Source organism: Thalassotalea sp. Sam97, assembly GCF_041379765.1.
In the GTDB taxonomy this organism is placed as follows: domain Bacteria; phylum Pseudomonadota; class Gammaproteobacteria; order Enterobacterales; family Alteromonadaceae; genus Thalassotalea_A; species Thalassotalea_A maritima.
In genome coordinates this window covers 1,371,860-1,384,101 of the sequence record NZ_CP166919.1, presented here as the reverse complement: position 1 = coordinate 1,384,101, position 12,242 = coordinate 1,371,860, and the positions used below count along the sequence as shown (strand labels likewise).

The 12,242-nt window shown below is 40.6% G+C and carries 14 protein-coding genes and 1 tRNA gene; 5 read left to right on the top strand and 10 right to left on the bottom strand.

Translation table 11 applies throughout. The features are described 5' to 3' along the window. Positions 1-22 precede the first annotated feature (22 nt). Both ACAX20_RS06105 and ACAX20_RS06100 read left to right on the top strand, forming a co-directional pair. The gene (locus ACAX20_RS06105) at positions 23-907 is read left to right on the top strand and encodes a fructosamine kinase family protein (protein WP_371189267.1); all 885 of its coding nucleotides are present in this window, start codon (positions 23-25) and stop codon (positions 905-907) included. Between the two features lie 91 nt (positions 908-998). Continuing rightward, positions 999-1,205 carry a CPXCG motif-containing cysteine-rich protein gene (locus tag ACAX20_RS06100; RefSeq protein WP_371189266.1) on the top strand — a complete coding sequence of 69 codons (207 nt, stop codon included), beginning with the start codon at positions 999-1,001 and terminating at the stop codon, positions 1,203-1,205. Positions 1,206-1,224: 19 nt separating this feature from the next. On the opposite strand, the gene ACAX20_RS06095 is transcribed toward ACAX20_RS06100, so the two are convergent. Beyond that, complete coding sequence (locus ACAX20_RS06095) at positions 1,225-1,872, bottom strand: riboflavin synthase subunit alpha (RefSeq protein ID WP_371189265.1); 648 nt, start codon at positions 1,870-1,872, stop codon at positions 1,225-1,227. 54 nt (positions 1,873-1,926) lie between these two features. Here ACAX20_RS06095 and ACAX20_RS06090 point away from each other — a divergent pair, with 54 nt between their 5' ends. The 3 genes from ACAX20_RS06090 (at position 1,927) to ACAX20_RS06080 (ending at position 4,176) form a co-directional block, all read left to right on the top strand. Next, positions 1,927-3,315 (top strand): MATE family efflux transporter, encoded by a 1,389-nt coding sequence (locus ACAX20_RS06090; protein ID WP_371189264.1) that lies wholly within the window; start codon positions 1,927-1,929, stop codon positions 3,313-3,315. A gap of 131 nt (positions 3,316-3,446) precedes the next feature. Further along, positions 3,447-3,523 (top strand) — tRNA-Val (locus ACAX20_RS06085). Positions 3,524-3,915: 392 nt separating this feature from the next. Next, positions 3,916-4,176, top strand: a complete 261-nt coding sequence (locus tag ACAX20_RS06080; protein WP_371189263.1) for a GIY-YIG nuclease family protein — start codon at positions 3,916-3,918, stop codon at positions 4,174-4,176. Positions 4,177-4,319: 143 nt separating this feature from the next. Here ACAX20_RS06080 and ACAX20_RS06075 read toward each other — a convergent pair whose 3' ends face one another. The 9 genes from ACAX20_RS06075 to ACAX20_RS06035 form a co-directional block, all read right to left on the bottom strand. Beyond that, a complete protein-coding gene (locus tag ACAX20_RS06075) occupies positions 4,320-4,916 on the bottom strand; it encodes a hypothetical protein (protein WP_371189262.1) in 597 nt (198 codons plus the stop codon). Position 4,917: 1 nt separating this feature from the next. Further along, complete coding sequence (locus tag ACAX20_RS06070; protein ID WP_371189261.1) at positions 4,918-5,400, bottom strand: hypothetical protein; 483 nt, start codon at positions 5,398-5,400, stop codon at positions 4,918-4,920. 145 nt (positions 5,401-5,545) lie between these two features. Next, entirely contained in the window at positions 5,546-6,310 is a 765-nt protein-coding gene (locus ACAX20_RS06065) for a hypothetical protein (protein WP_371189260.1), read from the bottom strand. Positions 6,311-6,539: 229 nt separating this feature from the next. Next, positions 6,540-7,337: a Cof-type HAD-IIB family hydrolase gene (locus tag ACAX20_RS06060; protein ID WP_371189259.1), complete on the bottom strand. Its 798-nt coding sequence runs from the start codon at positions 7,335-7,337 to the stop codon at positions 6,540-6,542. Positions 7,338-7,477: 140 nt separating this feature from the next. Beyond that, positions 7,478-8,344, bottom strand: a complete 867-nt coding sequence (gene purU / locus ACAX20_RS06055) for a formyltetrahydrofolate deformylase (RefSeq protein ID WP_371189258.1) — start codon at positions 8,342-8,344, stop codon at positions 7,478-7,480. Between the two features lie 138 nt (positions 8,345-8,482). Then, positions 8,483-8,881 (bottom strand): adenylyltransferase/cytidyltransferase family protein, encoded by a 399-nt coding sequence (locus tag ACAX20_RS06050; RefSeq protein ID WP_371189257.1) that lies wholly within the window; start codon positions 8,879-8,881, stop codon positions 8,483-8,485. A 13-nt stretch (positions 8,882-8,894) separates the two neighbouring features. Beyond that, positions 8,895-9,965 carry a CDP-glycerol glycerophosphotransferase family protein gene (locus ACAX20_RS06045; protein WP_371189256.1) on the bottom strand — a complete coding sequence of 357 codons (1,071 nt, stop codon included), beginning with the start codon at positions 9,963-9,965 and terminating at the stop codon, positions 8,895-8,897. Between the two features lie 112 nt (positions 9,966-10,077). After that, positions 10,078-10,914 carry an S-formylglutathione hydrolase gene (fghA, locus tag ACAX20_RS06040; protein ID WP_371189255.1) on the bottom strand — a complete coding sequence of 279 codons (837 nt, stop codon included), beginning with the start codon at positions 10,912-10,914 and terminating at the stop codon, positions 10,078-10,080. A gap of 105 nt (positions 10,915-11,019) precedes the next feature. Beyond that, entirely contained in the window at positions 11,020-12,132 is a 1,113-nt protein-coding gene (locus ACAX20_RS06035; protein ID WP_371189254.1) for an S-(hydroxymethyl)glutathione dehydrogenase/class III alcohol dehydrogenase, read from the bottom strand. Positions 12,133-12,242: the final 110 nt, after the last annotated feature.

Below are 12,242 nucleotides of genomic sequence, written 5' to 3'. Positions count from 1 at the left end.
GAATCAATAGTGGAGGAAAACAATGTGGCAAGCCATTAGCGATGATATTGCAAAGTTAACCAATTGTGACTTTCGCATCGTTAAAGTGGAACAACTTGCTAGCGGCGATATTAATCAAGCATATAAAATCTGTTCTCAGCAACAATGTTATTTCGTAAAAACGAATAGCAAACAGCACCTAGACCTATTTAGTGCTGAAGCACTCAACCTTGATTTACTTAATTGTAGCGATGAACTGACGGTTCCCGACGTTGTTAGCTACGGCACAACCAATGATCGCAGTTACTTAGTTCTCGAATACCTCGATATGCATCCCTCGCCATTGCCCCCCCTGAGTGCTGACTTTTATCAGCTGGGCGTCGCCTTAGCTAATTTGCATAGCGCTAATCAACAAGCAGAGTTTGGTTGGCCTGAAGACAATTTTATAGGGCTTACCCCACAAGTTAACGACTATCACGATAACTGGCATGAGTTTTTTTGTGAAAACCGGCTAGGTTTTCAATTAGACTTATTAGCGCAAAAATCTGTTGTCATAGATAAGCAAGATATTCTCGCGCGTTGCACAGCATTATTATCGAGTCACCAGCCGATCCCGTGTTTAGTGCACGGTGATTTATGGTCTGGAAATATAGGGTTCACTAAAACCTCGCCTTGCCTGTTCGATCCTGCCTGTTACTATGCTGATCGCGAAGTCGACATCGCCATGAGTGAATTGTTTGGGCGCTTTGATGATAGTTTTTACGCTGGATATAACGACACAGCACCTCTCGATTCCGGATATCAGCAACGCAAGGTTGTATACAATTTTTACCACATCCTTAACCATGCCAATATGTTTGCGGGAAGCTACCTTGCGCAGGTAAATACTTTTATCAAACAAATACAAAAACTTAGCTCTAAGCCTTAGTTTTATGCGGATTTATTAGCTATTAACAAGGAAAAATCGGCTAATAAAAGCCATACTGTAGGTACGATTAACGTACTGCTTGGAGGGGGGCATGGCTCAACAACTTAGCAGAAAGACCATTATTTGCCCGCACTGTGCACATCCATTGCACATTGAGTTAGACACGACTCAAGGCGACCAAAATTACTACGAATCTTGTCCTAATTGCTGTTCTGACATTCATCTAAACATGCACATCGACGATTACTATCAAAAAATCCAACTAACCGTCGATGCCGATGACGAACAAGTATTTTAGTCGTTAACCTTAACTGCGATTAGCTATCTGGTTGCTGTTGAGATGCGTACCGACGTTCCATAATACGCTCAATCGATTCAACAATTGTCATGGTTTGTTGGTCGATTTCAATATTGACGCGATTACCCAACTGCAAGTCTTTTAAATTGGTCCGTTCCAGCGTTTCTGGGATAAGGTGCAAGTTAAACTGCCCCTCTGATACGTTCCCCAAAGTTAAACTACAGCCATTGACCGAAATAAACCCTTTAGCAAATAGGTATTTTTGCCATGCTGTATCTATCGCGAACGTCATTTGACTATTATCTTTGCTATCGTTTCGTTCAATCAACTCAGCCATAGTATGCACATGACCTGATACCATGTGACCGCCGATTTCATCACCGACCTTCATTGAGCGCTCAATATTCACCGTATCACCAAGCTGTAACGTTGCTAAGTTAGATAAGCGTAATGTCTCGTCGATCACATCAAACGCCATTTGCCCGTGGTTTTCATCAAGCGGTTTAAAATCAACTACCGTTAAACACACGCCGTTGTTCGCAACACTTGCACCAAGTTCTATACCGCTAAGCAATGACAAAGGCATCTTCATCACAAAATGACGAAAATTTTTCCCTTCAACAATCTCAATAATGATCGCCGTGCATTGCACAATTCCTGTAAACATATATTATCGTCCTACGTGTATTTAAGTGGCTCATATTATCGGCTTTTTAACCCTATGACTCTAGAAAAATTTTTCTCCGATGCGAAAGACTTGATTAAGCTTGCCTACCCAATTCTTATTGCCCAACTAATCCAAAATTTAATGAGTTTTGCCGATACAGTAATGGCAGGTCGCGTCAGTTCAACCGATATGGCCGCAGTAGCTGTTGCCAGTAGTGTATGGTTACCGATTATCATTACCATTCACGGCGTGATAATGGCATTGAGCGCGATTGTTTCCCAGGCAAGAGGCGCGAAAGAGCATGACAAAATTGCTACCTCCACCATACAATCGGCTTGGATTGCGAGCATATTATCGGTTGCGGTCATCATTATATTTTACGCACTTAAGCCATTTATCGCAGCGCATACTAATATCGAACCAGAATTGAAACAATTGATGCTTGATTATCTGGGCTACGTTGTCTGGGGTGGACCAGGCTTTTGTTTATATTTTGTCTTACGTAGCTATATCGAAGGCATGGGTATTACTAAGCCGACGATGATCATTGCTGGTATTGCGTTATTGATAAATGTTCCATTAAATTATTTGTTCATTTATGGTGCTTTTGGAGCGCCTGAGTTAGGTGGTGCAGGATGTGGATTGGCCACCGCTATTGTGTATTGGTGTATGTTTTTGGGTATGCTAGTGTATGCAATTAAATCAAAAAAACTCGCCAATATAAACTTTGTTCCAGCTTTAACGGGGCCCCAAATGATGCCCATTATGGGGATTATGTCGCTTGGCGTTCCCATCGCCCTATCATTACTTTTTGAAGTCTCCTTGTTTTCAGTGGTTGCCATTATTCTCGCACCTTTGGGGGCCGACATTGTTGCCAGTCACCAAATCGCCATAAACTTTTCATCGTTAATGTTTATGATCCCGTTATCCATTGCTTTGGCTGTGACCATTAAAGTGGGTTTTGCGGTTGGAGAACACCAACCTAAGCAAGCAAAAGACATTTGTACAACGTCTTTAATTATTGGCTTCTTGATTGCAACTACAACCGCAACCCTAACCATTGTCTTTCGAGAGCCAATCGCCCGCATATACACAACCGAATTAGCCGTTGTCGAAATGGCAGCAAGCTTAATGTTTTTAGCTGCCCTGTTTCAGTTTTCGGACTTTATTCAAGTAATATCCGCAGGTGCATTACGTGGCTATAAAGATACAAAATCAATTTTGTATATCACCTTCGTTGCCTATTGGCTGGTTGGCTTAAGTTTGGGGTTAATACTTGGCCTTACTGATTATATTGTGCCACGCATGGGCGCTGCCGGTTTTTGGATTGGCTTTATTTCAGGATTAACCACGGCGGCAATATTATTAGCATGGCGTTTACGGATAATACAACAACGAACACAACGCCATTACGAACAAAACAACAGTAATTTAGCGAGCTAAATAGTCACTTTTGCACAAGTTTTAGGCAAACAATTCAATTTGGTAAAAAAACTTGTGTAAAGGGCTTGCACCGAACAATGGGTATCGCTAATATAGCCTCCGTTGTCACAGACAACTGCACAAAAAAATGTGGGAGTGTAGCTCAGTTGGTTAGAGCGCTACCTTGACATGGTAGAGGTCGCTAGTTCGAATCTAGTCACACCCACCATTCTCTTTGAATTAAGCTTAGAGAAATGAAATCAGCCTTAGTGCTGATTTTTTTATGTCTAAAATTTACTACTTTTCAGCATCAGGCGACAAAAGTCTATGTTTATTAAGGGTATCGACTTTGAATCTAGTGTATCTCACTATTTTTTACCGATTAACGATAAAACATAAAAACTACTACTTCCTAGATACCAACTCCATTATAACGTCATAGACAGTGCACCCACACAATTAGAAAAAATAGCACCAAAGAAGCACGCACATTATCAAAACAGTAAACCGTCATCCCACCATGTTTTTGGGTGGGATCTTTACCAGTTTCGAAGTGTCTATTTTACTTCACCGTTTATTTATCGACTATAGTTGTTCATATATTTGAAAAGGACTTCAAACATGAAACAACCAGCCATATACATTATTTCAAACGAATCCAATACTGTTATCTATGTTGGCGTTACTAGCAATCTACTTCAACGAGTATTTCAACATAAACAGAAACTTACTGAAGGCTTTAGTAAGAGATATAATCTAGAAAAGTTAGTTTATTTTGAACTGTATGATGATATGAACAGTGCTATTTATCGAGAGAAAAGGTTGAAACGGTGGCAAAGGTCCTGGAAAGAAAGACTTATTAAAAAAGTAAATCCTGAGTGAAAAGATTTATATCAGGAACTATAGTAAATCGATTGTCTTACTCACTGTATGCGGAAGGAGATCCCACCCAAAAGCATGGTGGGATGACGGCGCTTTTTGTCTATATCCGCATCAGGCTGCAATTCGCTCACAACGGCCGAACACTATTCTATAAATTTACAGTATTGCCCTTGTATCCACTTATTTGCAAGCTCGACAGGATAGCTATCTAGCTCATAAATCTCTTTTTCAGTTAACTTCTCAGATTCAATCAAGTATTTTACAACCGTATGATATTCTCGATAATCCAATTGAGCTTTTGTTCCTACTGGCTCAGTTGAGCATATATCAATAGTAGAGCTTCCTCTCGCATATTCTGCAATGCCTTCAAGCTTCCAGTTATCTAGCTGAAAAGCTTTAACCATCCCTAGAGACTGGTATTGCTCTAAGTGTTTTGCTTCATGCTTTTTAATTAGCTCTATATCTTGATTCATGTCATTAATTTTGGATACATTTAAAAAACCAATATTAACGACTGGTAAGGCTGCTCCTAAGGCATTTGGTGAACTTGGATTTAACACTTTAAATAACAATGGTGAGTTAATTAAAAATAGTCTTTCAGTATCAGTTTTTGTGGTAACTTCTGCTCTAACAACAAATGAACCGAGAACAAGCAAGTAAACAATGGCAACGATATCTAGAATTCGAAAGCCTTTTTTAACAGTGCTTAATTGATCCCATTTCTTAATTCTAAACTTCATTTTATATCCCTATCTGAGGGGCCGTAGATCGCTCAGAGTAGTCGTTATTAGTCTTGCATTCTTCAGGCATGTAACTTAGCCCTTGTCCAATGCCTTCATTAATTTTTACATCTTTGATACAGATGTCGTCAGGCAATACCTGCACTAGAATTACATTAGTATTAACCCAATCACTTCCTTCGAGAAAGAAGTAGAACTCCCATACGCTCCCGTTAATTAACTTCTCTTGGATAACATGACAGACAACAGTATCAAATTTATCTGAGTCATGATTGTCATAACACTTAAATTGAACAATATCGCCATGAGATAATAGTTGTTCTTCAACCCATGCTGGCGGGGTATTGTTATGTATAGTCTTTCCAACAGCAGATAAAACATCACGAGAGCTTAATACTGCATGAGTTAACTCTGCTGGCAACTTAGCTTGTGCATTAGCAACCATTGATATCGTTGTTAGCACTACGCTTAAAAGCAGCTTCACATGCATCCCCTTAATGACTCTTATTCGCTTGCAACAGCCGTTTCCACTACATTTAATAATCAACAACTTATGCAACAACTAGGGCCGACGCAAACGTGTCAAACTTGACCCTTGAATATACCAAGTCCCGCACTTAATTGGCTTGTTACATGCTTTTATCTGCCTTGAACATGATTTGCGCATAAATATAAGGAATACCATTATCCATTCTTTGTATGTTTAATGGTCTATTGCCGTCTGTGGGAAACAAAATATTAGGAAAAGAATAAAAGCCTTTATATATTTGAAACCAAGCAGGGGCCTCTCGTTCTATCCCTATCACATCACAGATGAGTTGTTTACATGAAATATTCAAAAGCTCAAAGCCAGCGGCTAATTCATTTTGGGTAATATACGCCCGTATATCCTGCTCCATTAAATACGACCAATTCGCGTCGTCAATATCGTCTTGTCGTAAGCTAGCCTCATTCAACATGTGATTATTATTGCCGATGGCAGACTTCATCATTGAAGCTATGGATTCGGGCATGTTGTCATCGATGATTTGATCGAGTTTTTCTTTATGTTCAATAGACCATTGTTTCAGCTCTTCTTGAGCATAGGTATTTTCAATAGAAGCGTCCTCGCTAATATCATTTGAAGGGGTGGTCGTATCGTCTACATTTTGTAGGGTGATTGTTGCGCTTTCACCTGGCATGTTAGGGGGATTTGAAAGCGCCTTACTCTCTTGAACGATACTAGGCTCTATTGTCTCTAAATCACTCTCTTGACTAGGTTCGACAATGTTCGAATGTTCTGAGTGATTAACTAGGCCTATATCCTGGGTTGTATCATTTAGTATGGGGTATAACTGGTACCCTAAAACAGCAGACACAAACACAATAACCGCTCCTTTTAAATAACTTTTCATTTTTCTTCCTTATAGTGATGTATTGCTTCAATTAAGCAGCTTATTATGTACACTTGCTTTTATTTTTATTATCGGAGCTAATTGCTCTAGTTAAAATCAACCTGGTGATCGATAAAACTCTAACTAAACGTCCGTACATCGCTCGCAACAGTCGTTAGCCACTGTATTTATTAATCAATAACTTACGCTATCTTTGCGGCTAACACAAATAAATACTAATAGCTCCATACTATGTCAGTATTTTGTTTTTAATCACCTCCGTTACACCATTATCGTCATTACTCGGTGCTATAAATCTCGCTAATTTTTTCACTGCTGGTGCCGCATTTTCCATGGCGTAACTATGGTAAGTCTCGGCGAGCATCTCGGCATCATTGTAATAATCACCAAAGCTCATACTTTGCTCAAAAGTAAAATCAAATATGTCGCGAAGGTGTATTATGGCATCACCTTTTGAGGCTGTTTTATGCATCACATCAAGCCAAATATGAGCACTAACCACCACTTGATGGCTGCTTGCAAAGTGTTTTGCCACATCGGGGTAAACATAATGCTCTGTACCGTTAAAATTCAGCACAGCAATTTTTATAAACTCGTCTTCCACTGTCAGTAAGTCGTCAACACAAGCTAAGTGGTGATAATATTGACTTACTTCGGCTTGCACCTTTGGGTCACGGCTTTCGATATACGCAGATTGTTTTCCACAAAGTACAATATGTGTATTGGCAATTAAGCGCAATACGCCGATGATTTGGGCAACTTCTTGTTTAGGTATGGTGCAACTATAGATTTCTTTGTCTTGATAAAAAACTAAGGTGCCATTTTCAGCGATAAATAGCATGTCATCAGCAAAGTCTCGAAAAGTGTTTTTAAGGCTATAATACTGCCGACCTGAAGCGACAGCGAATAACACGTTTTTGGCTCTGAGTGCATTGAATACGTCGGCGAAGTCGCCGGGTAGTTGCCTATGTTGATTTAGCAAGGTGCCGTCCATATCGCAAGCAATAAATTTGATATGGCTCCCCATGATAAACACTCCGAAAGTTAATTTCCTCAACCAAAGGCAAGCAATGATGGCTTTAGTTCGACCGATAACGACATTCCGTTTCGGCATAAACTATCACGCTTATGTGTTGATACGATTAAAGCACTGAGAATAAGTATGTACTATAAAATAACGGTACGCTCACCGTTTAAAAAAATCCGATCTTCGGCAAATAAGCGTACCGCACGAGCTAAAGCTATCGACTCAGTATCATGACCAATTTCTATCATGTCTTGCACACTGGTAGCGTGATCTACCGGTTTTACTTCTTGCACAATGATCGGCCCCTCGTCGAGATCCGCTGTGACATAATGTGCGGTTGCGCCGATCAGTTTTACACCTCTGTCATGAGCCTGTTGATATGGCCGAGCGCCTTTAAAACTGGGTAAAAAAGAATGATGAATATTGATCACTTTACCCGCTAATTGTTGGCACATACAATCCGATAATATCTGCATATAACGCGCCAGTACTAATAGGTCGACCTGGTATTCCGTCATCAAAGCCAACACCTTCTTTTCTTGTGCTAATTTATTGGTATTATCAACTGGTAAATAATGATAAGGAAGCTGGTAAAACGATACTAAATCACGGCAGTCATTATGATTAGAATACACGCCGACAATATCTATATTTAAGACACCAGAGCGCCATTTATTGAGTAGTACATTCAAGCAATGATCGTATTTACTCACAGCAATAAGTACTCTAGGCCGGTGCTCTGGTAAACGAAGGGTGTATTGCATATCAAGCGTTTTCGCCATATGCGCAAATGCGGCCTCAAATGTTACTAAGTCAAATTGGCCACTGCGATCGTCAAACTCTACGCGTGAATTGTATATACCAGAGTTAGGCTCACCAAACTGACTGACTCGGTTAATATATGCGTTGTGCTTAGAAAACACATTGGCAATATTAGCCATTAAGCCTAATTGATCCGGACACTGCAAACGCAGTAAATATTGATTATAAACGGCTGATTCATGCATGATTTTTCTCATTAGAAGGCGTAAGACTAATACCATCATGACACGATATGTTGTTCAATTAAACAGCATACTTACACGTGATATGGCATGTCAAGGCGCCAATCCTCAACATATTTTGATAAAAGGTATTAATCCAAATTATCGTTCGGTAGACTTCACAACTTCAATGATCTCAGTTGTGGATATCGATGGCGTCCGCGGTAAGTATATAACTTCACATTGCTCTTTATGATTGTCAAACTTCCCTTGCCAATCATCGCCCATGACTAACACGTCGGCATCAAATTGTTCAATATACTGAGCTTTTAACTCTAATGATTCTTCAAAAAAGACTTCATCGACAAAACCAAGAGATGAAACGATTTTTTTACGATCTTCTTGTGAATATATCGGTCGCCTGCCCTTTTTCGATACATTTAAAGCATCTGAGGATATCCCTACGATAAGGTATTCGCCGCAGTCTTTCGCTCGCTCTAATATACTGACATGACCAACATGAAATACGTCAAATGTGCCAAAAGTGATTACTTTCTTCATTACCTTACTTTTATTAGTTTGCTAATATATATTCAACAATTCTCTGAGCACATTGGCCATCAACACGACCAACATACTGTTCGGTTATCTTATTTCTTATCGCACTTTTTGCATTAGGTTGTTCAAGTGATTGCTTGACACAATTTGCCAATTCGTCAAAGTTACTTGCTCGTTCACATAATTGATGAAATACCTCGATACTGGCATCAAGACGCTTTTTAAAGCGGAACGAAAAAATGCCTCGGTAACTCCAACGCAATTTATAAAAATCACACCAAATAACAGGTTTATCTAACGCTGCAAATTCAAAAATCGCCGATGATGCATCTGATAGCATAACATCAGACAGCGCCATAAACGGCAATAGATTGTATTCATCGACTGTTGCAACATAAACATTTTTATAGACTGACCAGTGATTTAATAAAGCTTTTTGCTTGTGATATTTTGCTTTCGTTAATGAAAAGAAATGCGGTTTAATAATGATATTGCAATGAGCGAAGTGCTCGGGGAAATTATCTGCAAACAATTCAATCGAGCTTGGATAATATGTCGGGGCATATAACAAGGTTGGCTTTTTAGGATCTAAGCCGAGTTGCGGTAATGATATCGTTATATCACTACCCGTTATAGCAGGGTCCAATTTTGCATAGCCGGTGTCAACAAATTGCCCGTGTGGATACATATCCTGCAGATTCGCCAATCGTTTTTGTCCCTCAACAAAGCGCACAGTGGTCGGCTCTTTTGAGACTTCATAATAACAGCTCTTAGGACCAACACCATGTTGCATCAAAATCGTTTTACTGTGTTTATGTATCTGTACCAAGTCAGAGACAGCATTACCAAAAACTATCCACCGCGGTTTTTGCTCAAGATAATATGCCAGTGCTTGTTGCCAATCACTAACATAAACCACTTCAACATCAACATCTTGTACAGCCGCTTTAATGATATCATTTAGCTCAACATCATCGCTGGTATGAGCGACTAAAGTAATGTCCTGGGTATGCTGCTTAAGGGCGTTTATAACAGGCAAATATTGCGGTAGGTAATACAAGTGTTGAATATCGAAAGCAATCTTCATTCTTCAGCCTAATTTACACGTTATCGTTCTATCCATTTATGATCACATAAACCTTTTTAGCGACGCAAACCTTTTGTGATAATTTTATTACTAACTGGCTCGCACAGGACAATTAACGTAAATGCTTAACGTGAAAAGCAATATGCTGTTCGATAAAACTGGCAATAAAAAAATAGCTGTGATCATAGCCCGCTTGCAGTCGGTAGCTAATAGGTAACGACTTTCCCGCTACTGCAGCGAGTAATAATTCTGGTTTTAACTGAGTTGACAGAAACTCATCAGCACTGCCCTGGTCGATTAAAATAGGTTGGCAAGATGATAGTTGATTAAGCAAAGCAACACTGTCGTATTGCTGCCAAAGTGCTTTATTTTCTCCTAAATACGCTGTTAGCGCCTTATCGCCCCACGGGCACTGACTAGGAGCACAAATCGGTGCGAACGCAGAAATACTACGATATTTTTCAGGATGCTTTAACCCGATGGTGAGTGCGCCATGGCCGCCCATAGAGTGACCAAATATGGCAGCTCTGTCGGCTTCTATAGGTAAATGCTGCCAAACCAAGTTGGGTAATTCATGGCTAATGTAGTGATGCATTTGATAGTGTTTATGCCAAGGCTCCTCGGTTGCATCAACATAAAAGCCTGCGCCTAACCCTAGATCATAAGCGCCATCGCTAGCATCTGCGACATCGTCGCCTCGGGGGCTCGTATCAGGGGCAACAATCGCGATCCCATACTTATTAGCATATTGTTGTGCGCCTGCTTTCAACACAAAATTTTCATCGCTACAGGTTAAGCCAGATAACCAATACAATACAGGCACTCTTTGTTGCTCTGCTTGTTCAGGCAAAAATACCGAAAACATCATAGAGCATGATAAGCTAGTTGATTGATGCTGATAACGTAGTTGTCGTCCGGCAAAGGACTTGTAGTCGCTTATTAATTTCATCTGCGTCACTCTTTGTTAAAAATAAAAGCGGTTAATCGGTGATTTATAGCCAACAGCCCCTTTAAAACTGGGTACGCTACTCTATATGATTAGCAACCCTGAGAGTTATAGGTCGTATAAAATCACAGAGCGAATCGATTTTCCCTGGTGCATTAAATCAAATGCCTCATTAATGTTATCAAGCGGCATGGTATGGGTGATCAAGTCATCGATATTTATTTTTCCATCCATATACCAATCAACAATTTTCGGCACATCGGTGCGCCCTCTGGCACCACCAAATGCGCTACCGCGCCAACTGCGACCAGTAACTAACTGAAACGGTCTCGTAGCAATTTCTTGTCCTGCGCCAGCAACGCCAATAATCCACGATTCCCCCCAGCCTTTATGGCAGCATTCAAGTGCTTGGCGCATGACCTGAACATTACCAATGCATTCAAACGAATAGTCCGCGCCGCCGCCGGTTGCTTCGATGATAGCATCGACCACATTCTCAACCTTGTTTGGGTTTATAAAGCCGGTCATACCAAATTGTTTTGCCAATGCCGCTTTGTCTTCATTAATATCGACACCGATTATTTTACTGGCACCCACCATTTTAGCGCCTTGGATAACGTTAAGACCAATACCACCTAAGCCAAAAACAACCACATTAGCACCCGGCTCCACTTTTGCGTCAAAAGCGACGGCCCCTACCCCGGTGGTTACCCCGCAGCCGATGTAACACACTTTATCAAACGGTGCATCGGCGCGAATTTTAGCAACGGCTATTTCAGGTAACACGGTGTAATTGGAAAAGGTTGAGCAGCCCATATAATGTAAAATAGGCTTACCGTCGAGCGAAAAACGAGAGGTACCATCGGGCATCAGACCTTGGCCTTGCGTACTTCTAATTTTTTGGCATAAGTTCGTTTTTGGGTGTAAACAAAAGTCACACTCACGACACTCCGGGGTATACAAAGGAATCACATGATCACCAGGCTTTACAGATGTAACCCCAGCGCCCACGTCAACCACGACCCCAGCCCCTTCATGACCTAAGATCGCCGGGAAGGCACCTTCAGGATCGTCACCCGATAATGTAAACGCATCGGTATGACAAACGCCGGTTGCTTTTAACTCTATTAGCACTTCACCTGCTTGTGGGCCCTGCAGTTCAACCTCTACAACGCTAAGTGGTTGGCCGGCAGCAAATGCCACCGCAGCTCTTGTTTTCATATTGATTCCTCACTATACCTAACTATCTAATTAGCTTAGTTCATTCACAACGTATAGAAAGGCTGAACAGTGACGATGTTGAATAATACATAAAAAAAGCGATGCCCCCT